The sequence below is a fragment of the Massilia sp. ZL223 genome (assembly GCF_018119395.1).
GTDB lineage: Bacteria > Pseudomonadota > Gammaproteobacteria > Burkholderiales > Burkholderiaceae_D > Telluria.
Genome location: NZ_JAGPWD010000001.1, coordinates 1 through 26820, shown reverse-complemented (window position 1 = coordinate 26820; position 26820 = coordinate 1). Strand labels below are relative to the sequence as shown.

The 26820-nt window shown below is 66.1% G+C and carries 23 protein-coding genes; 15 read left to right on the top strand and 8 right to left on the bottom strand.

Annotated features, from left to right (window positions below; genetic code table 11):
• Nucleotides 1–254 precede the first annotated feature (254 nt).
• The 4 genes from rho to hutC all read right to left on the bottom strand — a co-directional run bounded on the left by rho (nucleotide 255) and on the right by hutC (nucleotide 3418).
• Nucleotides 255–1517, bottom strand: a complete 1263-nt coding sequence (gene rho, locus KBW95_RS00115; protein WP_211518437.1) for a transcription termination factor Rho — start codon at nucleotides 1515–1517, stop codon at nucleotides 255–257.
• A 144-nt stretch (nucleotides 1518–1661) separates the two neighbouring features.
• Nucleotides 1662–1988 (bottom strand): thioredoxin TrxA, encoded by a 327-nt coding sequence (trxA, locus tag KBW95_RS00110; protein WP_211523501.1) that lies wholly within the window; start codon nucleotides 1986–1988, stop codon nucleotides 1662–1664.
• Between the two features lie 221 nt (nucleotides 1989–2209).
• Nucleotides 2210–2611: a response regulator gene (locus KBW95_RS00105; protein ID WP_211527210.1), complete on the bottom strand. Its 402-nt coding sequence runs from the start codon at nucleotides 2609–2611 to the stop codon at nucleotides 2210–2212.
• A 90-nt stretch (nucleotides 2612–2701) separates the two neighbouring features.
• On the bottom strand, nucleotides 2702–3418 hold the full coding sequence (gene hutC / locus KBW95_RS00100) for a histidine utilization repressor (protein ID WP_211523499.1): 717 nt from the start codon (nucleotides 3416–3418) through the stop codon (nucleotides 2702–2704).
• A 142-nt stretch (nucleotides 3419–3560) separates the two neighbouring features.
• Between hutC and ada the strand changes: the two genes are divergently transcribed.
• The 9 genes from ada to hutI all read left to right on the top strand — a co-directional run bounded on the left by ada (nucleotide 3561) and on the right by hutI (nucleotide 14531).
• Nucleotides 3561–4631, top strand: coding sequence for a bifunctional DNA-binding transcriptional regulator/O6-methylguanine-DNA methyltransferase Ada (gene ada / locus KBW95_RS00095; RefSeq protein ID WP_211527209.1), 1071 nt, complete (start codon nucleotides 3561–3563; stop codon nucleotides 4629–4631).
• Nucleotides 4631–5317: a 2OG-Fe(II) oxygenase gene (locus tag KBW95_RS00090; protein WP_211523616.1), complete on the top strand. Its 687-nt coding sequence runs from the start codon at nucleotides 4631–4633 to the stop codon at nucleotides 5315–5317. Before ada ends, KBW95_RS00090 begins: the two co-directional genes overlap by 1 nt.
• Before the next feature lie 69 nt (nucleotides 5318–5386).
• Entirely contained in the window at nucleotides 5387–7045 is a 1659-nt protein-coding gene (locus KBW95_RS00085; RefSeq protein ID WP_211527208.1) for an amidohydrolase, read from the top strand.
• 231 nt (nucleotides 7046–7276) lie between these two features.
• Nucleotides 7277–8995 (top strand): urocanate hydratase, encoded by a 1719-nt coding sequence (gene hutU, locus KBW95_RS00080; protein WP_211523496.1) that lies wholly within the window; start codon nucleotides 7277–7279, stop codon nucleotides 8993–8995.
• A gap of 11 nt (nucleotides 8996–9006) precedes the next feature.
• Entirely contained in the window at nucleotides 9007–10548 is a 1542-nt protein-coding gene (gene hutH / locus KBW95_RS00075) for a histidine ammonia-lyase (protein ID WP_211527207.1), read from the top strand.
• Nucleotides 10549–10569: 21 nt separating this feature from the next.
• Nucleotides 10570–11370 (top strand): N-formylglutamate deformylase, encoded by an 801-nt coding sequence (hutG, locus tag KBW95_RS00070; protein WP_211527206.1) that lies wholly within the window; start codon nucleotides 10570–10572, stop codon nucleotides 11368–11370.
• Nucleotides 11367–12734 carry a formimidoylglutamate deiminase gene (locus tag KBW95_RS00065; protein ID WP_211527205.1) on the top strand — a complete coding sequence of 456 codons (1368 nt, stop codon included), beginning with the start codon at nucleotides 11367–11369 and terminating at the stop codon, nucleotides 12732–12734. The genes hutG and KBW95_RS00065 overlap by 4 nt, the downstream gene beginning before the upstream one ends.
• Nucleotides 12731–13336, top strand: a complete 606-nt coding sequence (locus tag KBW95_RS00060) for a HutD family protein (protein WP_211523492.1) — start codon at nucleotides 12731–12733, stop codon at nucleotides 13334–13336. Before KBW95_RS00065 ends, KBW95_RS00060 begins: the two co-directional genes overlap by 4 nt.
• The gene (gene hutI, locus KBW95_RS00055; RefSeq protein ID WP_211527204.1) at nucleotides 13329–14531 is read left to right on the top strand and encodes an imidazolonepropionase; all 1203 of its coding nucleotides are present in this window, start codon (nucleotides 13329–13331) and stop codon (nucleotides 14529–14531) included. The genes KBW95_RS00060 and hutI overlap by 8 nt, the downstream gene beginning before the upstream one ends.
• A 268-nt stretch (nucleotides 14532–14799) precedes the next feature.
• Here the strand turns inward: hutI and KBW95_RS00050 are convergent, their stop codons facing one another.
• From KBW95_RS00050 to KBW95_RS00035, 4 genes are all read right to left on the bottom strand, one after another.
• Nucleotides 14800–15294, bottom strand: coding sequence for a GNAT family N-acetyltransferase (locus KBW95_RS00050; RefSeq protein WP_211527203.1), 495 nt, complete (start codon nucleotides 15292–15294; stop codon nucleotides 14800–14802).
• Nucleotides 15291–16229: a DMT family transporter gene (locus KBW95_RS00045; protein WP_211523489.1), complete on the bottom strand. Its 939-nt coding sequence runs from the start codon at nucleotides 16227–16229 to the stop codon at nucleotides 15291–15293. Before KBW95_RS00045 ends, KBW95_RS00050 begins: the two co-directional genes overlap by 4 nt.
• Nucleotides 16230–16317: 88 nt before the next feature.
• On the bottom strand, nucleotides 16318–16764 hold the full coding sequence (locus KBW95_RS00040) for a DUF962 domain-containing protein (RefSeq protein WP_211523488.1): 447 nt from the start codon (nucleotides 16762–16764) through the stop codon (nucleotides 16318–16320).
• 33 nt (nucleotides 16765–16797) lie between these two features.
• On the bottom strand, nucleotides 16798–17775 hold the full coding sequence (locus KBW95_RS00035) for a LysR family transcriptional regulator (protein ID WP_211523487.1): 978 nt from the start codon (nucleotides 17773–17775) through the stop codon (nucleotides 16798–16800).
• 145 nt (nucleotides 17776–17920) lie between these two features.
• On the opposite strand from KBW95_RS00035, the gene KBW95_RS00030 reads away from it, so the two are divergent.
• The 6 genes from KBW95_RS00030 (at nucleotide 17921) to KBW95_RS00005 (ending at nucleotide 26736) form a co-directional block, all read left to right on the top strand.
• Complete coding sequence (locus tag KBW95_RS00030) at nucleotides 17921–18136, top strand: hypothetical protein (protein WP_211523486.1); 216 nt, start codon at nucleotides 17921–17923, stop codon at nucleotides 18134–18136.
• Nucleotides 18133–18978 (top strand): alpha/beta hydrolase, encoded by an 846-nt coding sequence (locus KBW95_RS00025; protein ID WP_211523485.1) that lies wholly within the window; start codon nucleotides 18133–18135, stop codon nucleotides 18976–18978. The genes KBW95_RS00030 and KBW95_RS00025 overlap by 4 nt, the downstream gene beginning before the upstream one ends.
• A 302-nt stretch (nucleotides 18979–19280) precedes the next feature.
• Entirely contained in the window at nucleotides 19281–20489 is a 1209-nt protein-coding gene (locus tag KBW95_RS00020) for an efflux RND transporter periplasmic adaptor subunit (RefSeq protein ID WP_211527202.1), read from the top strand.
• A 3-nt stretch (nucleotides 20490–20492) separates the two neighbouring features.
• Nucleotides 20493–23672 carry an efflux RND transporter permease subunit gene (locus KBW95_RS00015; RefSeq protein WP_211527201.1) on the top strand — a complete coding sequence of 1060 codons (3180 nt, stop codon included), beginning with the start codon at nucleotides 20493–20495 and terminating at the stop codon, nucleotides 23670–23672.
• Between the two features lies 1 nt (nucleotide 23673).
• On the top strand, nucleotides 23674–25167 hold the full coding sequence (locus tag KBW95_RS00010) for an efflux transporter outer membrane subunit (RefSeq protein WP_211527200.1): 1494 nt from the start codon (nucleotides 23674–23676) through the stop codon (nucleotides 25165–25167).
• Nucleotides 25168–25461: 294 nt separating this feature from the next.
• Nucleotides 25462–26736, top strand: a complete 1275-nt coding sequence (locus tag KBW95_RS00005; protein WP_211523481.1) for a glucan 1,4-alpha-maltotetraohydrolase domain-containing protein — start codon at nucleotides 25462–25464, stop codon at nucleotides 26734–26736.
• The last annotated feature ends 84 nt before the right edge of the window (nucleotides 26737–26820 follow it).

Below are 26820 nucleotides of genomic sequence, written 5' to 3'. Positions count from 1 at the left end.
GGGTCATGATCATGCCGCCGAAGCCGAGGCAATATGGTATCGAACCGCGTTTCGAGGATGGTCAGGCGGCGGTCCAGCTGGTAGGGGGCGTGGGGATCGATACCGTTTGGCATGATGGCGTTCTCGGCTGTGGGTGAACGTTAGATCATTGTTGGTGGTGGGGGTTCACGCACGCCGCACCGCATCCTTTCACCGCGCCCCAAAAGAAAAGGGCGACCCTCAGGCCGCCCTTCACGCGATCGCTACGCCGGCGTTTAGCCGCCGCGGCGCATCATGTCGAAGAACTCGACATTGTTCTTGGTCGCGCGCATCTTGTCGAGGATGAACTCCATCGCCTCGATCTCGTCCATCGAGTACAGCAGCTTGCGCAGGATCCAGATCTTCTGCAGCTGGTCCGGCTTGATCAGCAGTTCTTCGCGGCGGGTACCCGACTTGTTCAGGTTGATCGCCGGGTAGACGCGCTTCTCGGCCAGGCGGCGCTCCAGGTGCACTTCCATGTTGCCGGTGCCCTTGAATTCTTCGTAGATCACGTCGTCCATGCGCGAACCGGTTTCGATCAGCGCGGTCGCGACGATGGTCAGCGAGCCGCCTTCTTCGACGTTACGGGCGGCGCCGAAGAAGCGCTTCGGACGCTGCAGCGCGTTGGCGTCCACACCGCCGGTCAGGACCTTGCCCGATGCCGGGATCACGGTGTTGTAGGCGCGGGCCAGGCGGGTGATCGAGTCCAGCAGGATCACGACGTCCTTCTTCATCTCGACCAGGCGCTTGGCCTTTTCCAGCACCATCTCGGCGACCTGCACGTGGCGGGTGGCCGGTTCGTCGAAGGTCGAGGCGACCACTTCGCCGCGCACCGAACGCTGCATCTCGGTCACTTCCTCGGGACGCTCGTCGATCAGCAGGACGATCAGGGTCACGTCCGGGTGGTTCGCGGTGATCGCGTGCGCGATGTGCTGCAGCATGACCGACTTGCCCGACTTCGGCGAGGCGACCAGCAGGCCGCGCTGGCCCTTGCCGATCGGCGAGATCAGGTCGACGATGCGGCCGGTGATGTTCTCGGCGCCGTTCATGTCGCGCTCCAGGCGCAGCGGCTCCTGCGGGTGCAGCGGGGTCAGGTTCTCGAACAGGATGCGGTGCTTCGAGGCTTCCGGCGATTCGCCGTTGACCTTGTCGACCTTGACCAGCGCGAAGTAACGCTCGCCATCCTTCGGCGTACGCACTTCCCCTTCGATCGAGTCACCCGTATGCAAGTTGAAGCGGCGGATCTGCGACGGCGAGATGTAGATGTCGTCGGTCGATGCCATGTAGCTCGCGTCCGGCGAGCGCAGGAATCCGAAGCCGTCCGGCAGCACCTCGAGCGCGCCGTCGCCGAAGATCTGTTCTCCGCCTTTCGCGCGCTTCTTCAGGATCGCGAACATCAGTTCCTGTTTGCGCAGGCGTGCTGCGTTGTCGATGTCGAGGCCGATAGCCATCTCCAGCAGGGCGGAGACGTGCATTGCCTTCAGTTCAGATAAATGCATGTTTGTATGGGTGTCCCGTGATGGGAAATTAAGGTAGGGGAGGGAGCTGCGTGGCTGGTTTAATCAAGCCGGAAGGACCAGGTAGTCCTTCCGTCCAGGATGACGGTGGCGCGGGCGCGCCGCCGCCGCTTGTCTCTTTTTTTCTTAAATATTGCTGTCGATGAATGCGGTCAGCTGGCCTTTGGCCATGGCGCCCACTTTCTGGGCAGCGGCAACACCATTCTTGAACAGGATCAGCGTCGGAATGCCGCGGATGCCGAACTTGGCCGGAATGGCCTGGTTCGCGTCGACGTCCAGCTTGGCAATCGTGACCTTGCCTTCGTATTCCTTGGCGACTTCTTCCAGGATCGGTGCAATCATCTTGCACGGGCCGCACCACTCGGCCCAGAAGTCCACCAGGACCGGGCGCTCGGACTTGAGCACGTCGGTGTCGAAGGATGCGTCGCTGATATGTTTGATGTTTTCGCTCATGGTTTCCTCAGATGAGGTAAGGATCAATTAACGCCTGGAGACAGAACGATGTCTCAGCCGGCTGCCGTGCACTGCTTAGAGTTACCGTATTGCTGCTACACAATGGTGGAGACACTGTGTGCATATTTCAATAAGGAAGAACGGCTAGGGGATGTCAGGCGGGGAATGAGGCGAATAATACCCCATTTTTTTAAAAAGTGTTTAGCAGTTTGTACAAAATCTCAACATTCCACGGCGCGCCGCAATTGCTCGGCGCCGATCGGCTTGCGGAAGGCCCCGGCGACCTGCAGACCGAGGGCGCGCGCCAGGTCGGTGGCGGCCTCGCGCAGTCCGTCGTCGTAGCCGGTGATGAGCACCACCTTGCCGCGGAAACCCTGGCCGGCGGCGGCCTGCAGGAACTCGATGCCATCCATATCGGGTAGCACCAGGTCGCAGATCATGACGTCCGGACGGTGCTCGTCCAGGCGCGCCAGCGCGTCCCGGGCATCGGCCTCGGTGGCGACATGGTAGCGCCCGACCTCGCCCAGCATCTCTTCCAGCACGCCCAGCACGAAGCGGTCGTCGTCGAGCACCAGCACGCGCTTGGGGGCGTCGCTCGGTACAGGGGCGTCGGTTCGGCTCATGGAAATGGTCGCGGCTGAGGAAGGAGGGCCATTATGGCCAGGATTTTGAACAAATGGCCAGTCCTGCCGCATTTTTTGCCGCAAGTGGCCTTATACGCTGCCGGTAAAGCGCGACAAGTGGCCTGGATGCCACATCGTGGCGACCGAAGCCACCCTTCCGGCAGAGGTGGTGCGGCGGTGCAGCACCAGGCAGCAGCTGTCCACCGGCACCGCCAGCACCGCGGCCACCTCCGGCTGGGCCGGATGGGCTTCGATGGTATAGGTGGCGCCCTGCAGCGGGGCGGCCTGCATCAGGTGTTCGTTCGGAGTGATGACGGTGAAGTCCTGCTCCAGGTAGGCGGGGGCGCAGTCCGGGTTGACCCAGCGGTCTTCCAGCTGGATCGGCACGTCGTTCTCGAAGTGCACGATCAGCGAGTGGAACAGGGGCGCGCCCGGCTCCAGCTCGAACTCGGCGGCCAGTTCGTCGTCGGCTTCCTCCTGGCGCAGCAGGCGCACGCTGGCGCGGTGCAGCTTGCCGCGTTCGCGGATCTCGTCGGCGATGTTGCGGATCTCGACCAGGGTGGCCTGGTACTTCTGCGGCGCCACGTAGGTGCCCGAACCCTGGCGCCGCACCAGCACCTGCTCGGCGGTGAGCTCGCGAACGGCGCGGTTGACGGTCATGCGCGACACGCCGAACTGGCGCACCAGGGCCTGCTCGGAGGGCACGAGGTCGCCTTCCTTCCAGCGTCCGGCGGCGATCTCGCCGACCAGGTAATCCTTGATGCGCTGGAAAATGGGGGTACTGTCTTGCGCGGTCTGTTCTTCCAAACTACTCTCCCGGAGCCGATAATGACAGGCCGGGGCGGCGCTGCCGTCACCCGGGATTTTAACCTGATTCGAAAGCAAGACCCGGAGTGCCTCCCCTGGCGCCAGGCGCTAGGATGGAGCCATTCGCTATTCGGAGCATGCCATGACCGCCGCCATTCCCACCCAAGCATTCGATACGGACGAAGCCCGCTGGGACGCCGTCCAGCGCCGCGACCGCGCCGCCGACGGCCGTTTCGTGTATTCGGTGCGCAGCACCGGCGTCTACTGCCGCCCGTCCTGCCCCTCGCGCGGGGCCTTGCGCGCCAACGTCGCCTTCCATGCCGGCTGCGCCGAGGCGGAAGCCGCGGGCTTCCGCGCCTGCCTGCGCTGCAAGCCGGACCAGGCGCCGCTGGCTGAGCGCCAGGCGCAAGCGGTGGCGCGCGCCTGCCGCCTGATCGAGGCCTCGGAAGAAGAACCGGATCTCGACAGCCTGGCGCAGGCGGCCGGCATGAGCCGCTTCCATTTCCACCGCGTGTTCAAGGCCCATACCGGTATCACGCCCAAGGCCTATGCGGCGGCCCAGCGCGCGGCGCGCGTGCGCGCCCAGCTGCCGGAGGCATCCAGCGTGACCGACGCGATCTACGACGCCGGCTTCGGATCGAGCGGACGCTTCTACGCCGCCTCGACCGGCCTGCTCGGCATGAAACCCGCCAGCTACCGCTCGGGCGGGCAGGGCGAGAGCATCCGCTTCGCGGTGGCCCAGTGCTCGCTGGGCGCGATCCTGGTGGCGGCGACGGAGCGGGGCATTTGCGCGGTGCTGATCGGCGACGAGCCCGAGCCCCTGGTGCACGACCTGCAGGAGCGCTTCCCGCGCGCGGAGCTGATCGGCGCCGAGCCCGGATTCGAGCGGACCGTGGCGCAGGTGATCGGGCTGGTCGAGGCCCCGCGCGTCGGCCTGGAGCTGCCGCTCGATGTGCGCGGCACCGCCTTCCAGCAGCGCGTGTGGCAGGCGCTGCGCGAGATCCCGGCCGGCCAGACCGTCAGCTATGCCGAACTGGCGGAACGCGTGGGCCTGAAGGATGGCGCACGCGCCGTGGCCGGAGCCTGCGCCGCCAATCCCGTCGCGGTGGCGATTCCCTGCCATCGCGTGGTGCGTACCGACGGTTCGCTGTCCGGCTACCGCTGGGGCATCGAACGCAAGCGCGTGCTGCTGGACCGCGAGGCGGGCCAGTGATGCAGGTGGATTGGGATGCCGTGGCCGCGCAGCTCGACGACCATGGCTGCGCCGTCATGCCCGGGCTGCTGTCCGGCGACGAATGCGCGTGGTACGCCTCGCTATACGATGGCGCCGGCCAGTTCCGCAGCCGCGTGGTGATGGAGCGCCACGGCTTCGGACGCGGCGAATACCAATACTTTGCGTATCCGCTGCCGGGCGCGCTGGACTGGATGCGCACCCAGCTGTATCCGCCGCTGGCGCGCATCGCCAACCGCTGGCAGGCCGCGCTCGGTCTCGAAGAGCGCTTTCCGGATGCGCACGGGGACTTCCTGGCGCGCTGCCATGATGCCGGCCAGCTGCGCCCGACGCCGCTGCTGCTGCGCTACCGCGAAGGTGACTACAACTGCCTGCACCAGGACCTGTATGGCGAGCATGTGTTCCCGCTGCAGGTGGCGGTTCTGCTGTCCCGGCCCGGCGAGGACTTCGAGGGTGGCGAGTTCGTATTGACGGAACAGCGTCCGCGCATGCAGTCGCGCGCCGAAGTCGTGGCGCTCGGGCAGGGAGACGCCGTGGTCTTCCCCGTCAACCATCGGCCGGTGCAGGGCACGCGCGGTATTTACCGCGTGGCCATGCGCCATGGTGTGAGCCGGCTGCGGCGCGGAAATCGTCATACATTGGGCATCATCTTTCACGACGCGGCTTAGCTTTGCTATACACTTCTCCGAGCCGTGCCCACGAGGCGCGGTACACCTATTTCACGGAGAAGAAAAAGCATGCGCATCCGCCCGATTTCCCTGTTTGTCCTGGCTGCCCTCGGCAGCCTGCCGGCCCTGGCCGACACCGTCATCGACAACGCCAACGGCTACACGCTGAACGCCAAGGGCGACCTGGTGCAGTTCACCGCGCTGGCCTTCGACGACCAAGGGAAAATCATTGCGGTAGGCAGCGGCGCCGACGTGGCGGCAAAGGCGAAGAACGCCCGCCGCATCGACATGCAGGGCCGCACCGTGCTGCCGGGCCTGATCGACGCCCATGGCCACGTGTTCGGCCTGGGCCAGCAGCTGACCCAGCTCGACCTGTTCAGCTCCACTTCGCTGGAAGGGGCGATCAAGTCGATCGGCGACTACGCGCGCGCCAATGCTAACCATGCCTGGATCCGCGGCCGCGGCTGGAACCAGGAGAACTGGAAGCTGGGCCGCTTCCCGCTTGCTTCCGAACTGGACGCCGTGGTGAGCGACCGTCCGGTATGGCTGGAGCGGGTCGACGGCCACGCCGGCTGGGCCAACAGCCGCGCGCTGAAGCTGGCCGGCATCACCAAGTCCACGCCCGATCCGGTGGGCGGCAAGATCATGCGCGACGCGAACGGCGAAGCCACCGGCGTGCTGGTCGATGCGGCCCAGGAACTGGTGGCCAAGGTGCTGCCGCGGCAGACCGAGGCCGAAGGCCGGGTGATGCTGGACCGCGCACTGCAGGAGATCGCACGCGTGGGACTGACCAGCGTGCACGACGCGGGCATCGGCGTGGCCGAAGACCGCCTGTACCGCGCCTATGCCGACCAGGGCAAGCTGACGGCGCGCGTGTACGCCATGATCGGCGGCACCGACAAGGATTTCGACGAGCTGGCGAAGAACGGGCCTTTGAAGGATTACGGCAAGGGCATGTACGCGCTGCGTTCAGTCAAATTGTATTCTGACGGCGCGCTGGGCAGCCGCGGCGCGGCCCTGATTAAGCCGTACAGCGACGAGCCGCATTCGCACGGACTGCTGTTCTTCAAGACGGCGCAGATGGATGCGATGATGGCCAAGGCGATGCGCAAGGGCTACCAGGTCAACGTGCACGCCATCGGGGACGCGGGCAACCACCAGATCCTGGACATCTACAAGAAAGAGCTGGGCGTCACAAAAAGCGCGGCGCAGCGCCACCGCATTGAGCACGCGCAGGTCGTGACCCTGGAAGACATCCCGCGCTTCAAGACCTTGGGCATTATTCCGTCGATGCAGCCGACGCATGCAACCTCGGACAAGAACATGGCCGAGACCCGCGTGGGGCCGGAGCGCATCAAGGGCGCGTATGCGTGGCGCAGCTTCCTGCACCAGGGGTCGAAGATCGCCTGCGGGTCGGATTTCCCGGTGGAGGCGCCGAATCCCTTCTTTGGCATCCATGCAGCGGTGACACGCCAGGATGCGCAGGGGCAGCCGGTGGCGGGGTGGTATCCGAACCAGGCGATGTCGCTGAAGGAGGCGTTCAGGTGCTTCACCCTGGATGCGGCATATGCGGGGCATCAGGAGAACTCGCTGGGGTCGTTGGAGGCGGGGAAGCAGGCGGACTTTATTGTGATCGATCGGGATTTGTTCAGGATGCCGACGTATGACATCCACAAGACGGGGGTGTTGGAGACGTGGGTGGCGGGCAAGCAGGTCTTCAAGAAGTAATGTAGTGGTACGCGACGAACTTGGGTCCCGGCCTTCGCCGGGACGACGGTCTTAAGGCTACGTACATTGAAACGTCATCCCGGCGAAGGCCGGGATCCAAGTTTGCACGCACACCACTACAAAAACAGCATGCCAAAATGATTTGACTTAGTTGTATAGACAACTTAGACTTCAGTGCAGCACGCAGCGTGCGCCCATGCGCACGCCCCGACCTTTCACGAAGGAGCCGCCATGACCACTGAATCGAACCGTCTCGACGACCCGCGCGTCGACCCGTCCCGCGTGATCCGAGCCCCGCGCGGCACCGAACTGGCTTGCAAGAGCTGGCTGACCGAAGCCGCCTACCGCATGATCCAGAACAACCTCGACGCCGAGGTCGCGGAAAACCCGCAAAGCCTGGTGGTCTACGGCGGCATCGGCCGCGCGGCCCGCAACTGGGAGTGCTACGACCAGATCCTCGCCTCCCTGAAGGAACTGGAGGACGACCAGACCCTCCTGATCCAGTCCGGCAAGCCGGTCGGCGTGTTCCAGACCCATCCGGACGCCCCGCGCGTGCTGCTGGCGAACTCCAACCTGGTGCCGAAATGGGCTACCTGGGAACACTTCAATGAACTGGACCGCAAGGGCCTGTTCATGTACGGCCAGATGACCGCCGGCAGCTGGATCTACATCGGCACCCAGGGCATCGTCCAGGGCACCTACGAGACCTTCGCCGAAGCCGGCCGCCAGCACTTCGGCGGCGACATGGCCGGCCGCTGGATCCTGACCGCCGGCCTGGGCGGCATGGGCGGCGCCCAGCCCCTGGCTGCTACTTTTGCGGGCGCGGTCTCGCTGAACATCGAATGCCAGCAGAGCAGCATCGACTTCCGCCTGCGCACCCGCTACCTGGACAAGCAGGCCAAGGACATCGACGAAGCCCTGGCCATGATCAAGGAATACACCGGGCGCCGCGAAGCGGTCTCGATCGGCCTGCTGGGCAATGCCGCCGAGATCCTGCCGGAGCTGGTGCAGCGCGCCCAAGGTGGACGAATGGGCGGCCTCGTCCCCGACCTGGTCACCGACCAGACCTCGGCCCACGACCTGATCAACGGCTACCTGCCGCTCGGCTGGACCGTGGAAGAATGGAAGGCCGCCCAGCAGAATCCGGCCGAGCATGCGCGCCTGAAGGCCGCCGCGGCCAAGTCCTGCGCCATCCACGTGCGCGCCATCCTCGACTTCAAGGCCATGGGTTCCTACGCGGTCGACTACGGCAACAACATCCGCCAGGTGGCCAAGGACGAGGGCGTCGAGGATGCCTTCGCCTTCCCGGGCTTCGTGCCGGCCTACATCCGTCCCCAGTTCTGCGAAGGCCGCGGCCCGTTCCGCTGGGTGGCCCTGTCGGGCGATCCGGAAGACATCTATAAAACCGACGCCAAGATCAAGGAACTGTTCCCGCAGCACGCGCGCGTGCACCGCTGGCTCGACATGGCGCGCGAGCGCATCGCCTTCCAGGGCCTGCCGGCGCGTATCTGCTGGCTGGGCCTGGGCGAGCGCCACCTCGCCGGCCTGGCCTTCAACGAGATGGTCCGTACCGGCGAACTGAAGGCGCCGATCGTCATCGGCCGCGACCACCTGGACACCGGCTCGGTCGCCAGCCCCAACCGCGAAACCGAAGCGATGCGCGACGGCACCGACGCGGTGTCCGACTGGCCGCTCCTGAACGCCATGCTGAACACCGCCGGCGGCGCCACCTGGGTGTCGCTCCACCACGGCGGCGGCGTGGGCATGGGCTATTCGCAGCACTCCGGCGTGGTGATCGTTGCCGACGGCACCGACGCCGCCGCCAAGCGCCTGGCGCGCGTGCTGGTGAACGACAGCGGCTCGGGCGTGATGCGCCACGCCGACGCCGGCTACGAAAGCGCGATTGAAACGGCCAAGCGCAATGGCCTGAACCTCCCGATGATCAAGTAAGGCAGCACACCATGAACCACCATCACGCACTCACCCTGAAACCCGGCCAGATGGCGCTTGCCGACCTGCGCGCCGTCTGGGCCGCCCACGTGCCGCTGACCCTGGCCGATGAGGCCTGGACCGCGATCAAGGCCTCGGCCGAAACCGTGAAGGCCATCGTCGCCAAGGGCGACCCGGCCTACGGCATCAACACCGGCTTCGGCATCCTGGCCAAGGCCCACATCCCGCACGACCAGCTGGCGGCCCTGCAGCGTAACCTGATCCTGTCGCACGCGGTCGGCACCGGCGAACTCCTGTCGGACACCATCGTCCGCCTGATCCTGCTGACCAAGATCGGCAGCCTGGCGCGCGGCTACTCGGGCGTGCGCCCGGCGATCATCGAGACCCTGATCAAGATGTACAACGCGGGCATCATGCCGGCGATCCCGTCCCAGGGCTCGGTCGGCGCCTCGGGCGACCTGGCGCCGCTGGCCCACATGACCCTGCCGATGCTGGGCGTGGGCCAGGTGCGCGTGAACGGCGAACTGCTGGACGCCGTCGACGCCCTGCGCGCCGCCGGCATCGAGCAGATCGAGCTGGAAGCGAAAGAGGGCCTGGCGCTGATCAACGGCACCCAGGTCTCGACCGCGCTGGCCCTGCACGGCCTGTTCATGGCCGAGCGCCTGCTGGAAGCGGGCATGGTCACCGGCGCGCTGTCGGTCGATGCCGCCCGCGGTTCGGACGCGCCCTTCGACCCGCGCATCCACGCCGTGCGCGGCCAGCCGGGCCAGATCGCCGCCGCCAACATCTACCGCCAGCTGGTGGCGGGCAGCGCCATTCGCGCCTCGCACCTGGTGGGCGACGAGCGCGTGCAGGACCCGTACAGCCTGCGCTGCCAGCCGCAGGTGATGGGCGCCGTGATGGACCTGATCGCCAACGCCGGCCGCACCCTGCTGATCGAGGCCAACGCCGTCACCGACAACCCGCTGCTGTTCGAAAGCGGCACGATTATTTCCGGCGGGAATTTCCATGCCGAGCCGGTGGCCTTCGCCGCCGACACCCTGGCGCTGGCGATCGCCGAGATCGGCGCGCTGGCCGAGCGCCGCATCGCGCTGCTGATCGACGCCAACCTGTCCGGCCTGCCGGCCTTCCTGGTGCGCGAGCCGGGCCTGAACTCGGGCTTCATGATCGCCCACGTGACGGCGGCCGCGCTGGCCTCGGAAAACAAGTCGCACGCCCACCCGGCCAGCGTCGACAGCCTGCCGACTTCGGCCAACCAGGAAGACCACGTCAGCATGGCAACCTTCGCGGCGCGCCGTCTCGACCAGATGGCGCACAATACGTCTGTTATCGTGGCGATCGAACTGCTGGCGGCGGCCCAGGGCATCGAATTCCACCGTCCGCTGACCAGCTCCGCCATCCTGGAGCAGGTGCACGCCGCGCTGCGCCAGCACGTGGCGCCCTACGATGCCGACCGCTTCTTCGCGCCGGACATCGAGGCCGCGCGCAAGATGGTCGTCAGCGGCGCGCTGTCGGCGTCGAGCAAGGAGCTGTTTACGGTGCTGCACCCGTAATCCACAACCACAGGAGTCGTAATGGAGTTCCGGTTCAAGGCAGGTAGGGTCCCCATGCTGGTGTCGATGCCCCATGTGGGCACCGACATCCCCGACGAGGTCGCCGCGCGGCTTGCGCCCTGCGCGCAGGCGCGCGCCGACACCGACTGGCATTTGCCGGAGCTGTATGGCTTCCTCGAGGAGATGGGCGTGTCGGTGCTGTCGGCGCGCTGGTCGCGCTACCTGATCGACCTGAACCGGCCTCCGGAAAACACCAACCTGTATCCGGGCATGAGCACCACCGGCCTGTGCCCGGTCGACACCTTCGGCGACGAAAAGCTGTACCGGGAAGGGCAGGAGCCCGACGAAGCCGAGGTGCAGCGGCGCCTGGAAGCCTACTGGCGCCCGTATCACAATCAGCTGCGCGCCGAGCTTGACCGGTTGAAGGCCGAATTCGGCAGCGTGGTGCTGTGGGACGCGCATTCCATCGCATCGAGGGTGCCGCGCTTCTTCGAAGGCAAGCTGCCGGACCTGAACTTCGGCACCGCGGACGGCAAGTCCTGCGCCAGGGGACTGGAAGACGCCATCGTGGACGTGGCGCGCGCCCAGGACCGCTTCAGCGTCGCCGTCAACGGCCGCTTCAAGGGCGGGCACATCACCCGTCACTATGGCCAGCCGCAAGAGAAGGTGCACGCCATCCAGCTCGAGATGTGCCAGTGCCTGTACATGAACGAGGCGCCGCCCTTCGCATACCGCCCGGATGTGGCGGCCGAGGTGCAGCCCCTGCTGCGCGCCATGATCCAGGGCGCGGTGGACTGGGTGCAGAAGAGAGGTGATGCGTGAGAGCTTTATTCGCCCGCCACGCGCTGCTGCCGGAAGGCTGGCGGCGCGACGTCCTGGTCGAGTGGGACATCCACGGCGACCTGACCCATATCGTTCCTGAATCGCCTGCGCCGCTGGGCGTGGCGCGCGCCGACTACGTCCTGCCGGGGATGGTCAATTTGCACTCGCACGCCTTCCAGCGCGCGCTGGGCGGCCTGACTGAGCGCGCCGGCTACGGCCCTGACAGCTTCTGGACCTGGCGCGATCTGATGTACCGCTTCGCCGCCAGCATCACGCCGGAGCAGATCGAGGCCATCGCCGCCCAGCTCTTCGTCGAGTGCCTGCGTCATGGCTACACCTCGGTGTGCGAATTCCACTACCTGCAGCGTGCCCCGGACGGCCAGCCCTACGCGCGCGTGGCGGAGACCGCCGAGCGCGTCGCCGCCGGCGCCCAGGCGTCCGGCATGGGATTGACCCTGCTGCCGGTGCTGTACAGCCATGCCGGCTTCGGCGAAAAGCCTTTGACACCAGCCCAGGGACGCTTCCGCACCGGCGTGGACGACGTGCTTGGCATCGTCGAGGCGCTCGCGCCGCTGCGCGGCGGCCAGGTCGAAGTCGGCGCCGCGCCGCACTCGCTGCGCGCGGCTTCCATCGCCCAGGTGCGCGAACTGGCGGCCGCGCTGCCGCAAGAACGCCCGCTGCACATCCACATCGCCGAGCAGCAGGGCGAGGTCGACCAATGCCTGGCCTATGTGGGCAAGCGCCCGGTCGAATACCTGATGGACCAGGTCGCACTCGATGCGCGCTGGTGCCTGGTGCACGCCACCCACCTGAACGACAGCGAGGTGCAGGCCCTGGCGCGGAGCGGCGCGATCGCCGGCCTGTGCCCGACCACCGAGGCGAACCTGGGCGACGGCCTGTTTCCGCTCGAAGCCTTCATCGCAGCCGGCGGCGCCTTTGGCGTGGGCAGCGACAGCCACGTCTCGCAAAGCCCGGTGGAAGAACTGCGCTGGCTGGAATACGGCCAGCGACTGATCCACCAGCGCCGCAACGTCGCCGTCACACAAAAGCAGCGCGACGTGGGCGAATTCCTGTGGCAAGCTGCATTGCAGGGTGGCGCCAGGGCGGCCGGACGCCGCGTGGGCGCGCTGGAGGAGGGCAGGCGCGCCGACCTGCTGGTACTCGACGGCAGCCATCCGAACCTGGATGGCGTGCAGGATGCGGACGTGCTCGGACGCTTCCTGTTCTGCGGTAACGACAACCTGGTGCGCGACGTGCTGTGCGGCGGGCGCTGGGTGGTGCAAGGTGGACGCCACATGGCGCAGGATGCGATCGCACAGCGCTATCGCCTAGCTGTCAAACAGTTGCGGGAGGGGAGCCAATGACCGTCTTGATTCCGTTTGCAGGGCTGTCGCCGGTGCCGTGGAAGAACGGCGGCGGCAGCACCATCGAGATCGCGATCGGGCCGCCGGATGCGGGCTTCGAGAACTTCGACTGGCGCGTCAGCCTGGCGACCATCGCCGAGGATGGCGCGTTTTCGCAGTTCCCCGGCGTGGACCGCACCCTGGCCCTGGTCGAGGGCCACGGCATGACCCTGCAGATCGACGGCGAGCCGAGCCTGATTTGCGAAGCCGAGCCGGTGGCCCAGTTCGACGGCAGCTCGGAAGTCTTCGCAAAACTCAGCCGGGGCGTGACGACGGATTTCAACGTCATGACGCGCAGCGAGCGCTGCTACCACCAGTTCGGACGCCGCCGCCTGAGCGGCGATTCGCGCTTCGTGACGCGCGCCGACGTCACCGTGCTGTTCCTGGCCGAGGGCGACAGCCTGGAACTGTCCAACGACGAGGAGCGCATCGGCCTGGTGCGCTACGACGCCGTGGTGCTGGACCCGGACAAGACCTGGAACCTGGAAGCGGGGCAGGCGACCATCTTCATCGTCGACGTGTACTACCACTCCGACGAAGACGACGAGGAAATGTATGAGTGAGATGGACCTGCTGTTCACCAACGTCCACCTGGCCACGATGGCGGGCGGCTACGGCGAACAGCGCGACGCCGCGCTGGCGGTGAAGGACGGGCGCATCGCCTGGATCGGACCGCGCGCGCAGGCGCCGCGCGCGGTGCAGGAGCACGACTGCGGCGGCGCCTGGATGACGCCGGGGCTGGTCGACTGCCACACCCACATCGTCCACGCCGGCAACCGCAGCAACGAATGGGAAGCGCGCCTGAACGGCGCCACCTATGAGGACATCGCACGCCAGGGCGGGGGCATCATGTCGACGGTGCGCGCCACGCGCGAAGCCGATGTCGACGCGCTGGTCGCGGCCAGCCTGCCGCGCGTGCAGGCCATGCTGCGCGAAGGCGTGACCACGCTCGAGATCAAATCCGGCTACGGGCTGGAGCTGGAGTCCGAGACGCGCATGCTGCAAGCGGCGCGCCGCATCGGCGAGCTGCTGCCGGTGCGGGTGGCGACCACCTTCCTGGGCGCGCACGCGCTGCCGCCGGAATTCGCCGGCCGCGCCGACGACTACGTGACCGAAGTTTGCGAGCGCATGCTGCCGCAGCTGGCCGGGCAGGGACTGGTCGATGCGGTGGACGCCTTCTGCGAGCGGATCGGCTTCAGCAATGCGCAGACCGAACGCATCTTCGCCGCCGCGCGCAAGCTCGGCCTGCCGGTCAAGCTGCACGCCGAACAGCTGTCGGACCAGCAGGGCGCCGCGCTGGTGGCGCGCTTTGGCGGACTCTCCGCCGACCATCTCGAATACCTGTCGCCGGAAGGGATCGCCGCCATGGCGAATGCGGGCACGGTGGCCGTGCTGCTGCCGGGAGCTTATTACTTCCTGCGCGAGACCGTGCAGCCGCCGGTGGCCGCATTGCGCGAAGCCGGCGTGCCGATGGCGGTGTCGACGGACTGCAATCCCGGCACCTCGCCCATGACCTCGCTGCTGCTGGCGATGAACATGGCCTGCACCTTGTGGCGCCTGACGCCGCAGGAAGCCTTGCTCGGCACGACTGCCAATGCGGCGCGCGCGCTGGGGCTGCAGAAGGAGATCGGGACGCTGGAAGTGGGCAAGCAGGCCGATTTGGCCCTGTGGGATATCGCACGTCCCGCCGACCTGGCGTATGCGATCGGATTCAATCCCTGCAAGGCTGTCTACAAGGCAGGCGTGCTGCGTCCGTAGCGCCTTGGGTGGGCGATCTCCGTCCACCCCACATCACATTCCCCGTCTTTAAGAATGCTTACTTGATCACGCTCAAAGCAGGCATTTCCACGTGGGTAATGATTACCTAAACGGTAATAGGGCGGTAACCAAATGTAAAGCTTAATGGATCGTTAAGGAGGCACGTCTATAGTGCATTCAGTGATTCCCATCTCCCCTCCCCATTTTGCCAAAAATGGGTTCGCCCACGGCGCCAACGGCCCCGTGGGTTTTTCTTTGCGTGGAGCGTTTAGCGGCGTTCGGCCAGCGCGGTGAGGGTGTCGCCGGTGACGCGGCAGATGCGCCAGTCCGGCAGGATGTCGGCGCCCATCGCCTTATAGAACTGGATCGCCGGCTCGTTCCAATCCAGCACCGACCACTCGAAGCGGCCGCAATTGCGCTCCACGGCGATTTGCGCCAGGCGCTTGAGCATCTGGGTGCCGTAGCCCTTGCCGCGGTGCGACTGGAGCACGTAGAGGTCTTCCAGGTACAGGCCCTTCTTGGTCAGGAAGGTCGAGAAGTTATGGAAGAACAGCGCGAAGGCCACCACTTTCCCGTTCTCTTCGCCGATGATGGCCTCGCAGGACGGACGGACGCCGAACAGGCCGTCGTGCAGCATGGCTTCGGTGGCGACCACCAGGTGTTCGAGTTTCTCGAACACGGCCAGCTCCACGATCATGCCGTAGATGTGGGCGACGTCCGAAGGCTGGGCGGGGCGGATGGAGAAGACGGATTCAGTGCTCATGGGGTTTCGATGGCGTTGTTCAGGTTAGCGGATTGCACCTTTTTGGCTGCGGGTGCGCGCAGGGCCCAGGCCACGCTGGCCAGGCAGACGATCATGCCGAGGAATTCGACCGGGCCGGGACGGTAGTCTTCGAGCTGGATCGAGAGCAGCACCGACAGCACCGGCGTGACCACGCCGATGTACACGGCCTTCTGCGGTCCGATGCGGCTGATCAGGGTGAAGTAGGCGAAGAAGGCGATCACCGAGCCGAAGATCGACAGGTAGACGAGTCCCATCCAGTAGCTGGGCGCGGTGGGCAGCACGAAGGCGTCGCCGTTGACGACGCACCAGACGGCCACCATCGATGCGCCCCACAGCATGGACCAGGCCATGGACAGCGGCAGGTTGGCGCACTGCTCCTTGACCTTGCCGACCACGATGCTGCCGGCCGAACTGGCGAGGGTGGCGGCCAGGGCCAGGATCACACCGGCCAGGAATTCGCCGCCGCCGCCGGATTGCAGGTCGCGCCAGGCGTCGGCGATCGAATGATAGAACAGCAAGGCCACGCCCACGGTCGCGGCCACGCCGCAGGCGAGGGTGCGGCGGCTGATGCCGGTCCCGAAGAAGATGCGGCTCCACATGGGCGTCCAGAACACCATCAGCGCGAACATCACGGCCACCAGGCCCGAGACCACGTGCAGCTCGGACTCGTAAGTACAGACGTAGGAAATGCCGAAGGTCAGGAAGCCCTGCAGCGCCATCCAGCCCTGGGTGCGCCAGGGCAGCAGCAGGCGGTCGCGGCGCACGAGGCAGACGGCGAACAGCGCGGCGGCGGCAAGGAAAAATCGATAGGCGACCGAGACGGAAGGAGCGACGTGCCCCAGCTGCAAGGTGATGGCCCAGAAGGTGGAGCCCCAGATCAGGCAGGCGACGGTGAACAGGACGGGAGAAGGCATTCGCGGAAGTATACGTGCTCCGCGGCTTTCTCGCATGCATCTCGCTGGGGAGGCACCGCCGCCGCCAGCGCGATGTGGTGTGGATGATTCAGTAGGCCAGGCGCATCCGGCGATACAGGAAGCTCAGGACGAACAATGGCCCGATCAGCAGGAAGCGCAGGTCGTCGAAGAACGATGGCTTCTTCCCTTCTATCTTGTGGCCGATGAACTGCCCGATCCAGGCCACGACGAAGACCGCGATCGATACCGGCAGCACGGTCATCCCGGGCAGCAGCGCGAGCAGGGCCAGCATGATGAGGCTCATCGCACCCATGCCCATGGCGAAGGGACGCGACAGCTTGAGGTAATACACCATCGATCCCAGCACCACCGCCAGCGCCACCACCGGATGGATCGCCCACAGGATGCCCAGCAGGCTGAAGACGATCGCCGGAATGCAGACGAAGTGAATCAGCTCGTTGGTCGGGTTCTGGTGGCTCTCCGCATACTTCGCCAGCAGGATGTCGATCTGGCGCGGTTGCGATGCATGTTCCATGGTGGTCTCCGGCATTATCGTTATGCGCCGATTCTACACCGACTGTCCCAGCCGGAAAGCATCCGGCGGCAGGGGCGGTGGGTTCAAGGCGCTGTCGGCCGGCTGCAGGCGCAGATGCGGATTGTTGGCGAACAGCTCGGACACCCATTCCACGAACACGCGCACCTTGGCCGACAGGTGGCGGTTCTGCGGATACACGATGTGGATCGGCAGCGGGTCGGAGCGCCAATCCGGCAGCAGGCGCACCACGCGGCCCGTGGCCAGGTGCCCGGTCAGCAGGTAGTCGGCCATGAAGATGATGCCCAGTCCCGACAGGCCGGCCTCGATGTAGGCGTTGGAGTCGTTCAGCGCGATCACGCCCGGCAGCGCCAGCTCGATGCGCTCGCCGTCGCGGGTGAAGTCCCAGTTGTAGATCTTGCCGGTCTTGGCGGAGAAATAATTCACGCAGCGGTGGCGTTCCAGGTCGCGCGGATGTTCCGGCATGCCGAAGCGCTCGATGTAGGCGGGCGATGCGCAGGTGACGAAATTGACCACGCCGACCCGGCGTGCGATCAGGCTCAGGTCGACCAGCTCGCCGCCGCGCACGGCGCAGTCCACGCCTTCCTCGACCAGGTCGACAGGGCGGTCGCTGCTGCCCAGCTCCATGGTGATGTCGGGGTAGCGCTCGAAAAAATCGGGCAGGGCGGGCAGCAGGATTTCTGAGGACAGGCCGGTGGGCGCATCGACCCGCAGCCGGCCGCTCGGGCTGAGGCGGTGGCGCGAGAGCGATTCCTCGGCGTCGCGCACGTCCGACAGGATCCGCACGCAACGCTCATAATAGGCGGCGCCGTCCGAGGTCACCGTCACCTGGCGCGTCGTGCGGTGCAGCAGCTTGGCCGAGAGGGTGGTTTCGAGCGACTGCACCAGGGTCGATACCGTCGCCTTGGGCAGCTGCAGGGCGTCGGCCGCCTTGGTGAAGCTGCCGCAATCGACCACCTGCACGAAGACTTCCATGGCCTGTAACTTGTTCATTTCCTGTCCTCCGGATGACAGAACGGTGTCATTGTTCAACAATCCGAACAATCAATTCGGCATTGCCATCTTTATCCGATTGTAGATGATGTCTATTATGTGTGCATCGCAACAAATAAATACGCAACGTTTAACGGAGCTGGTCATGAGCATTCGGGACGGAATCTTCACCACGGTCGCAGTCGCTGTCAGCGGAATCGCGCTGGCGGGCCTGCTGGGCACCGACGCCTACTCGCGCGCCGCCGGCCTGGAAGCCCGCGGCCTGCATGCGTTGACCGCCCAGGTGCAGATGGCCTGCGCCGGCGAGTGCAATGGCCAGGAAAACATTGTTCAACTTGGTGAACAAGAGGCTGCCCGATGAGCGCGGTGCCGGACAATCTGGCTGTGAAGGTGCGCGAGCTCGACGTCGGCGGCGCCACCGGCCCGCTCGGCGCACGTCTCTACGTGGCGGGACCCGCCCCCAAGCGCGACACGCTGGTGGTGTTCTTCCACGGCGGCGGCTTCATCGCCGACGACATGGACGATGCGGACGAGTTCCTGCGCATGCTCGCCGAAAGCGACCACCAGCCGCTGGTGCTGGCCTCGCGCTACACCCTGGCCACCGTGAGCCCTTTCCCGGCTGCGGTCGAGGATGCGCATGCGGTCCTGCTGTGGGCCAAGAAGAACAAGACCAAGCTCGGCTGGACCGGCAAGCAGCTGGTGGTGTCCGGCATCGAAGCGGGAGCCAACCTGGCGGCGGTGTGCGGCCTGATGTCGCGCGACCGCGGCGGCCCGTCCCTGGCAGGCCAGCTCTTGATCATGCCGATGCTCGATCCCGGCCTGACCACCTGCTCGATGCGCCAGATGACCCTGTGCCCGGACCGCGAGAAAGTGACCGCCGTGTGCGCCGAAGCCTACCGCGGCTACCTGCCGAACGCCGCTGATCGCGCCCATCCGTACGCGTCGCCGCTGCAGTCGAGCCGGCTGAAGAACCTGCCGCCGGCGCTGATCCTGTCGGCCGAAGACGACCCATTGCGCGACGAGGCTGAACAATACGGCGCCAAATTGATTAACGCAGGTGTGCGCACCACGGTGCGCCGCCTGCCCCCGGCCCAGCTGACCGACCCGAACGGCCGCACCGAATGCGCGTGCAAGGTGCATGCGATGGGCGAGATCAGCATCTTCCTCTCGGGACTCGAGGGACAAGGAGGCGCGCCCGTCTAGCGCGGCTACCATAAGGGGCACCGACCCCGATTCCAGAGAACCGCGCACATGCCTTACCGAGTGTAGGGCAGGGGTAGCGCTTTACCTGCGGTTTGCAGGCAATGATTTCGATGAAGGGAGTTCGCCATGACCAACATGCGCATATGCACCGAAAGGTGTCGACGCTAGCTAGCGTTCCGACTTAATCCACTGAATGACGTTCAACCGTGCCCACGGGCGCGGGAGGGCCTCTTTTTGCCTGCGTTTCCGTACTAGCGGGGCCGCGCAAGCTTTTATCAAGTACTAAATAAGAAAGGTTAATCATGAATAGCCAACAAGGATGGACGGGCAAAGTTCGCATCATGGTCGCCGCACTCGCGGTGGCCGGCCTGGCAGGCGCCGGCCTCACGGGCTGCGCCGACGCCAACAGCAATGACGCCCCGGCGGCGCCTCCCGCACCGCCGGTGTCGGCCGCGGTGGTGCTCGAGAAGCCGGTGCTGGAGACCCAGGAATTCTCGGGCCGCCTGGAAGCGATCGAGGTGGTCGAAATCCGCCCGCGCGTGTCGGGCTACATCACGGCCGTGAACTTCAAGCCGGGCGCCGAAGTGAAGAAGGGCGACCTGCTGTTCGTGATCGACCCGCGCCCCTACCAGGCCGAAGCCGACCGCGCCGGCGCCGCCGCAGCGGCAGCCAAGGCCCGTGCCGACCTGGCGCGCCTGGAACTGCAGCGCGCCGAGCGCCTGCTGGCGGATAAAGCCATCGCCCAGCGCGAATTCGACGAGCGCGCCGCCAGCCAGAAGGAACTGGACGCCAGCGCCCGCGCCGCCCAGGCCCAGTACGAAGCGGCGAAGCTGAACCTCGCCTACACCCGCGTGCTGTCGCCGATCGACGGCCGCGTGTCGAAGGCCGAGATCACCCTGGGCAACCTGGTCGACGCGTCGGCCGTGCTGACCTCGGTCGTGTCGCTGGACCGCATCTACGCCAGCTTCGACGGCGACGAAGACACCTACCTGCGCGTCAGCCGCCGCGCCCACGCCGGCCAGGCGGTCGACGTGAAGGTTGGCCTGGCCAACGAAGACGGGTTCCCGCACAGCGGCAAGCTCGAATTCGTCGACAACCGCCTCGACAGCCAGAGCGGCAGCGTGCGCATGCGCGCCACCCTGGCCAATGCCGACCGCCAGCTGGCGCCCGGCCTGTTCGCCCGCGTGCAAATCGCCGGCGGCGAAGCGCGTCCGCAGATCCTGATCAACGACCGCGCCGTCAACACCGACCAGGACCGCAAGTTCGTGTTTGTGGTTGGCAAGGACAACAAGGCCGAGTACCGCGCCGTCAAGCTGGGCCCGACCATCGACGGCCTGCGCATCGTGCGCGAAGGCCTGAAGCCGGGCGAGAAGATCGTCGTCAACGGACTGCAGCGCGTGCGTCCCGGCGCGCCGATCGCCCCGCAAGTCGTGCCGATGACCGCGACAGCCAAGGCGGGCGGCAGCAAGGACACCAAACTGGCCATGGCGGACGCCGGCGCCAAGGAGTAATGTATGAATTTCCCTAAATTCTTTGTCGACAAACCGATCTTCGCGGCGGTGCTGTCGGTGCTCATCTTCGTCGGCGGCCTGATCTCGATCTTCAAGCTGCCGGTGTCGGAGTATCCGGAAGTGGTGCCGCCTTCGGTGGTGGTGCGCGCCCAGTATCCGGGCGCGAACCCGAAAGTGATCGCCGAAACGGTGGCCACGCCGCTGGAAGAGCAGATCAACGGCGTCGAGGACATGCTTTACATGTCCTCGCAAAACACCTCGGACGGCGCGCTGGCGCTGACCGTGACCTTCAAGATCGGCACCGACGTCGAGCAGGCCGAGACCGCGGTGCAGAACCGCGTGCAGCGCGCCCTGCCGCGCCTGCCGGAAGAGGTGCGCCAGATCGGCGTCACCACGGTGAAGGCCTCGCCCAACCTGACCATGGTGGTCCACCTGAACTCGCCCGACGGCAGCTACGACGACCTGTACCTGCGCAACTACGCGGTGCTGAACGTGAAGGACCAGCTGGCCCGCATCAAGGGCATGGGCGAGGTGCAGATCTTCGGTTCGGGCGACTACGCCATGCGCGTCTGGCTCGACCCGCAGAAGGTCGCCGCCCGCAACCTGACCGCCGGCGACGTGGTCGCCGCGATCCGCGAGCAGAATGTGCAGGTTGCGGCCGGCGTGGTCGGCCAGGGCCCCGCCAAGGACGCCGACTTCCAGCTGACCCTGAATACCCAGGGCCGCCTGCAGTCGACCGAGGACTTCGGCAACATCGTCCTCAAGACCAACACCGACGGCGGCACCACCCTGCTCAAGGACGTGGCGCGCATCGAACTGGGTTCCAGCTCGTATGCGCTGCGCTCGCTGCTGAACAACAAGTCGGCGGTCGCGATCCCGATCTTCGCCGCGCCTGGCGCGAACGACCTGCAGCTATCGAGCGATGTGCGCGCCAGGATGGAAGAACTGTCCAAGGACTTCCCGAAAGGCGTCGCCTACAGCATCGTCTACGACCCGACCCAGTTCGTGCGCGAATCGATCGACTCCGTCATCCACACCCTGCTGGAGGCCGTGGCCCTGGTGGCGCTGGTGGTGATCGTATTCCTGCAGACCTGGCGCGCGTCCGTCATCCCGCTGCTGGCCGTGCCGGTCTCGGTGGTGGGCACCTTCGCCGTGATGCTGGGCTTCGGCTTCTCGATCAACACCCTGTCGCTGTTCGGCCTGGTGCTGGCGATCGGCATCGTGGTCGACGACGCCATCGTGGTGGTGGAGAACGTCGAGCGCAACATCGCCAATGGCCTGTCGCCGCGCGACGCCACCATCCAGGCGATGAAGGAAGTCAGCGGCCCGATCATCGCGATCGCGCTGGTGCTGTGCGCCGTGTTCGTGCCGATCGCCTTCGTGTCGGGCCTGACCGGCCAGTTCTACCGCCAGTTCGCCCTGACCATCGCGATCTCGACCGTGATCTCGGCCTTTGCCTCGCTGACCCTGGCCCCGGCCCTGGCGGCCTCGCTGCTGCAGCCGCACAATGCGCCGAAGGACCGCCTGACCCGCATGATCGACGCCGTGTTCGGCCGCTTCTTCGCCGCCTTCAACCGCTTCTTCAGCCGTTCGTCGCACCAGTATGAAGTGGGCGTGAAGGGCGTCCTGCGCCGCAAGACCGCAGCGCTGGGCGTCTACCTGGCGCTGGCCGTGGCGGCTGTGTTCATGTTCAAGGCCGTGCCGCCAGGCTTCGTGCCGCAGCAGGACAAGGCCTACCTGATCGGCTTCGCCCAGCTGCCGGACGCCGCTTCGCTGGACCGCACCGACGCCGTGATCCGCAAGATGTCCGCGATCGCCAAGGAGATCCCGGGCGTGGAATCCTCGGTCGCCTTCCCGGGCCTGTCGATCAACGGCTTCACCAACGCGCCGAACGCCGGCATCGTGTTCACCACCCTGGCGCCCTTCGACCAGCGCAAGGGCAAGGCCATGAGCGCCGACGCCATCGCGGCCGAGATCAACAAGCGCATGGGCGCCGTCGAAGACGCCTTCGTGCTGGTGCTGTCGCCTCCGCCGGTCAACGGCCTGGGCACCACCGGCGGCTTCAAGCTGATGGTCGAAGACCGCGGCAACCTCGGCTACGATGAACTGAACAAGGCGATGCAGGCGCTGCAGGCCAAGGCCTGGCAGACCCCGGAACTGGCGGGCGTGTTCTCCAGCTTCCAGATCAACGTGCCGCAGCTGTTCGCCGACATCGACCGCGTGAAAGCCAAGCAGCTGGGCGTGTCGCTGGCCGAGATCAACCAGGCCTTGCAGGTCAACCTGGGCTCGATGTACGTGAACGACTTCAACCAGTTCGGCCGCACCTACCAAGTGCGTGTGCAGGCGGATGCGCAGTTCCGCTCGCATCCGGAACAGATCGAGCAGCTCAAGGTCCGCAACGACAAGGGCGAGATGATTCCGCTGTCCTCGCTCATGCGCATCAAGGACGCCTACGGTCCGGACCGCGTGCAGCGCTACAACGGCTATGTCGCCGCTGAGCTGAACGGCGGACCGGCGCCGGGCGTGTCCTCGGGCCAGGCCCAGGCCGCGATGGAGAAGATCGCCGCGGAAGTGCTGCCGAAGGGGATCAGCTACGAATGGACCGAGCTGACCTACCAGGACATCCTGGCCGGTAACACCATGATCTACGTGTTCCCGCTGTGCGTGCTGCTGGTGTTCCTGGTGCTGGCCGCCCAGTACGAGAGCTGGACCCTGCCGCTGTCGGTGATCCTGATCGTGCCGATGTCGATCCTGTGCGCGCTGATCGGCGTGAAGCTGACCGGTGGCGACAACAACGTCTTCACCCAGATCGCCCTGTTCGTGCTGGTGGGCCTGGCCTCGAAGAACGCGATCCTGATCGTGGAATTCGCCCGCGAACTGGAAGACCACGGCCGCAGCGTGATCGACGCCGCGCTGGAAGCTTCCCGCCTGCGCCTGCGTCCGATCCTGATGACCTCGATCGCCTTCATCGCCGGCGTGATCCCGCTGGTGTTCTCGAGCGGCGCCGGCGCGGAGATGCGCCACGCCATCGGTATTGCGGTGTTCTCGGGCATGCTGGGAGTGACCTTCTTCGGCCTGTTCCTGACCCCGCTGTTCTACGTGCTGCTGCGCATGCTGGCCAAGCGTTTCGAAAAGCCTGCTCATGCCCACGCGGCTGCGCATGGCACGGAAGGAGTGCATTAAGATGAATAAGATGATTGCAAGGGGCGTGGCCCCGCTGCTAGCGGCTTTGATCCTGACGGCTTGCGCCACCCCGGAATTCAAGCAGCCGCAGATCGCCACCCCGACAGCATTCCGCGAGTCGCAAACGCCGCAGCCCGCTGCCGAAGTGGCCGGCATCGAAGGCTCGCGCTGGAAGCCGGCGCAGCCGGCCGAACAGCAGCCGCGCGGCCAGTGGTGGCTGGCCTTCAACGATTCGGCGCTGACCGCCCTGATCGACGAGGCCACGGCCAACAACGCCAACCTGGCCGTGGCGGCCGCCCGCGTCAAGCAGGCGCGCGCCATCGCCGGCATCGCCAACGCCGACCGCCTGCCGCAAGTGGGCGTGGGTGTCGGCGCCCAGCGCGCCCGCCCGGCGCCGCTGGAAGCGAACCTGCCGCAGGGCACGCCGACCCCGGCCCAGACCAGCTACAGCGCCAGCCTCACGGCCAGCTACGAGGTCGACCTGTTCGGCCGCGTGGCGGCCGGCGTCTCGGCGGCGCGCAGCGATGCGGTGGCCTCGGAAGCCAACTTCCGTTCTGTGCTGCTGTCGCTGCAGGCGGACGTGGCCCAGACCTACTTCCGCCTGCGCGCCCTGGATGCGGAGCTCGAGACCGTGAACCGTACCGTCGGCCTGCGCGAGGAAAGCGTCAAGGTCACCCAGCGCCGCTTCGACCTGGGCGACATTGGCGAGTTCGATTTGTCGCGCGCCCGCACCGAGCTGGCCACGGCGCGCGCCGAAGCCATCGGCCTGCAGCGCCAGCGCGCCACCACCGAGCACCAGCTCGCGGTCCTGCTGGGCAAGCCGGCGGCGGATTACGTGGCAGGTCCGAGCCCGCTGCTGGACTCGACCCTGATGCCGACCATTCCGGCCGGCCTGCCGTCCTCGCTGCTGGAGCGCCGTCCCGACATCGTGGCGGCCCAGCGTACGATGGAAGCGGCGAACGCCCGCATCGGCGTGGCGCGCGGCGCGATGTTCCCGGCGCTGACCTTGAGCGCGGCCGGTGGCGGCATCGGCGGCACCTTCTCCGAGGTGTTCAAGTGGAGCAGCCGCTCCTGGGTCACGGGCGCGCTGCTGGCGATGCCCCTGATCGACGGCGGCCGCAACCGCAACAACGTGATCCGCAGCGAAGCGGCGCTCGAGGAATCGGTGGGCACCTATCGCCAGAACGTCCTGAACGCCTTCGCCGAAGTCGAGGACAACCTGGCCGGCCTGCGTATCCTGGCAGGACAGGGCGAGCAGATCGACGCGGCCCTGGTCTCGGCGCGCCGCTCGGCCGACCTGGCGCAGAAGCTCTACGACGCCGGACGCTCCAGCTACCTCGAGCTTCTGGACGCCCAGCGCAACCTGGCCGCGGTCGAACGCACCGCGGTCCAGCTGCGCGGCAATCGCGCGGTGACGACGGTGGCGCTGATCCGGGCACTGGGCGGCGGCTGGGACGGCGCCGGTGTGGAAGGGAAGACCCTGGCCCAGAACTGATCGATTTTCTTTCCCTTGGGAGTTTTGCCCTTGCGGCGGTGCGCGACAGCGCCCGCCGCTTTTTTTGCATTCGGACGTTGGTGCAGAAGTCGCAATTAAGTAGCGAAACTACATAAAACCGTTGAATTCGTTTGACACCGTTGTGCGGTAAACGCGATTATCGCGCTGGCAACCGCGCCGTAATGACAGTTGTGAAGTAGTTTTTCTACCTAATGTTCGTGTAATAAAGAAACCTGTAGTTTCTGCTTTTTTTGAAGGAATCCACACCAACCGCACCACACTCTCGGAGGAGACATGAAGAAAAAAACGCGCCTCAGCGCCATGCTTGCAATGACCACATTGGCCCTGTCAATCCAGGCCAGCGCCGCCACCCCGCCGGCCCAATCCGGCAACAGCCAGGCTGTTCTGCTGCAGGGCTTCCACTGGAACTCTGCCCGCTACAGCAACCCGAACTGGTACAACACCCTGCTCAACAACGTGTCCGACCTCAAGGGCATGGGCATCACCCACGTCTGGTTCCCGCCGCCTTCGGATTCCGGGGCGGTCGAAGGCTATATGCCGCGCCAGCTGAACAACCTGAATTCGAAGTACGGCAGCTCGGCCGAGCTGACCAACGTGGTGCGCGCCTTCACCAACAACGGCATCAAGGCAGTGGCTGATGTCGTCGTCAACCACCGCGTGGGCACCACCGGCTGGTCCGACCTCACCAATCCCAACTGGACCACCTGGGCCATCGTCAACAACGATGAATGCAACTGCGGCCTGGGTAACGCCGACACCGGCGACGGCTTCAGCGCCGCGCGCGACCTCGATCACCGCAACGTGGGCGAGGTCCAGAACGGCATCACCACCTGGCTCAATTCCACGATCAAGCCGGTGGGCTTCAGCGGCCTGCGCTTTGATTATGTGAAGGGCTTCGGCGCCAGCTATGCGGGGCAGTACGCGAACGCCTTCGGGGCCGAGTTCTGCGTGGGCGAGCTGTGGACGGACCTGAACCTGAACGACGTCAACCCGCACCGCCAGGCAATCATGAACTGGATCAACGGCACCAACAACAGCTGCGGCGCCTTCGACTTCACCACCAAGGGCCTGCTCAACGATGCGCTCGCGAACGGCAATTACTGGCGCCTGAAGGATTCGGCCGGCAAGCCGCAGGGCGCGCTGGGCTGGTGGCCGGCGATGTCGGTGACCTTCGTCGACAACCACGACACCGGTCCGTCGGAGAGCTGCAGCACTGGCCAGAACCACTGGCCGGTGCCGTGCGGCGCGGTGATGCAGGGCTATGCCTACATCCTCAGCCATCCGGGCATCCCGACGGTGTACTACCCGCACATCTACAACTGGGGACTGAAGACGCCGATCGCCGCGCTGATGGCGGCGCGCAAGGCGGCGGGGGTGCATTCGACGTCGGCAGTGGCGATCCAGCAGGCGACGCAGGGGCTGTATGCGGCCATCATTACGGGCAGCACGCGGCAGCTGGCGATGAAGATCGGGCCGAACAGCTGGAGCCCGGGGGCAGGGTGGACCTTGCAGACGTCGGGGACGAATTACGCGGTGTGGATGAAGTAATTGCGTGAGATTGAGTCAGCGTAAAAACGTCGTGCCCGCGCACGGCCGGGCCCCACGTTGTGGGGGCGCCCCGAAACCAAAAAA

What these genes read in the sequence shown, in the direction of transcription:
- rho (WP_211518437.1), bottom strand. Translation starts at nt 1,517, where the DNA reads ATGCATTTATCTGAACTGAAGGCAATGCACGTCTCCGCCCTGCTGGAG.
- trxA (WP_211523501.1), bottom strand. Translation starts at nt 1,988, where the DNA reads ATGAGCGAAAACATCAAACATATCAGCGACGCATCCTTCGACACCGAC.
- KBW95_RS00105 (WP_211527210.1), bottom strand. Translation starts at nt 2,611, where the DNA reads ATGAGCCGAACCGACGCCCCTGTACCGAGCGACGCCCCCAAGCGCGTG.
- ada (WP_211527209.1), top strand. Translation starts at nt 3,561, where the DNA reads ATGACCGCCGCCATTCCCACCCAAGCATTCGATACGGACGAAGCCCGC.
- KBW95_RS00090 (WP_211523616.1), top strand. Translation starts at nt 4,631, where the DNA reads ATGCAGGTGGATTGGGATGCCGTGGCCGCGCAGCTCGACGACCATGGC.
- KBW95_RS00085 (WP_211527208.1), top strand. Translation starts at nt 5,387, where the DNA reads ATGCGCATCCGCCCGATTTCCCTGTTTGTCCTGGCTGCCCTCGGCAGC.
- hutU (WP_211523496.1), top strand. Translation starts at nt 7,277, where the DNA reads ATGACCACTGAATCGAACCGTCTCGACGACCCGCGCGTCGACCCGTCC.
- hutH (WP_211527207.1), top strand. Translation starts at nt 9,007, where the DNA reads ATGAACCACCATCACGCACTCACCCTGAAACCCGGCCAGATGGCGCTT.
- hutG (WP_211527206.1), top strand. Translation starts at nt 10,570, where the DNA reads ATGGAGTTCCGGTTCAAGGCAGGTAGGGTCCCCATGCTGGTGTCGATG.
- KBW95_RS00060 (WP_211523492.1), top strand. Translation starts at nt 12,731, where the DNA reads ATGACCGTCTTGATTCCGTTTGCAGGGCTGTCGCCGGTGCCGTGGAAG.
- hutI (WP_211527204.1), top strand. Translation starts at nt 13,329, where the DNA reads ATGAGTGAGATGGACCTGCTGTTCACCAACGTCCACCTGGCCACGATG.
- KBW95_RS00050 (WP_211527203.1), bottom strand. Translation starts at nt 15,294, where the DNA reads ATGAGCACTGAATCCGTCTTCTCCATCCGCCCCGCCCAGCCTTCGGAC.
- KBW95_RS00045 (WP_211523489.1), bottom strand. Translation starts at nt 16,229, where the DNA reads ATGCCTTCTCCCGTCCTGTTCACCGTCGCCTGCCTGATCTGGGGCTCC.
- KBW95_RS00040 (WP_211523488.1), bottom strand. Translation starts at nt 16,764, where the DNA reads ATGGAACATGCATCGCAACCGCGCCAGATCGACATCCTGCTGGCGAAG.
- KBW95_RS00035 (WP_211523487.1), bottom strand. Translation starts at nt 17,775, where the DNA reads ATGAACAAGTTACAGGCCATGGAAGTCTTCGTGCAGGTGGTCGATTGC.
- KBW95_RS00030 (WP_211523486.1), top strand. Translation starts at nt 17,921, where the DNA reads ATGAGCATTCGGGACGGAATCTTCACCACGGTCGCAGTCGCTGTCAGC.
- KBW95_RS00025 (WP_211523485.1), top strand. Translation starts at nt 18,133, where the DNA reads ATGAGCGCGGTGCCGGACAATCTGGCTGTGAAGGTGCGCGAGCTCGAC.
- KBW95_RS00020 (WP_211527202.1), top strand. Translation starts at nt 19,281, where the DNA reads ATGAATAGCCAACAAGGATGGACGGGCAAAGTTCGCATCATGGTCGCC.
- KBW95_RS00015 (WP_211527201.1), top strand. Translation starts at nt 20,493, where the DNA reads ATGAATTTCCCTAAATTCTTTGTCGACAAACCGATCTTCGCGGCGGTG.
- KBW95_RS00010 (WP_211527200.1), top strand. Translation starts at nt 23,674, where the DNA reads ATGAATAAGATGATTGCAAGGGGCGTGGCCCCGCTGCTAGCGGCTTTG.
- KBW95_RS00005 (WP_211523481.1), top strand. Translation starts at nt 25,462, where the DNA reads ATGAAGAAAAAAACGCGCCTCAGCGCCATGCTTGCAATGACCACATTG.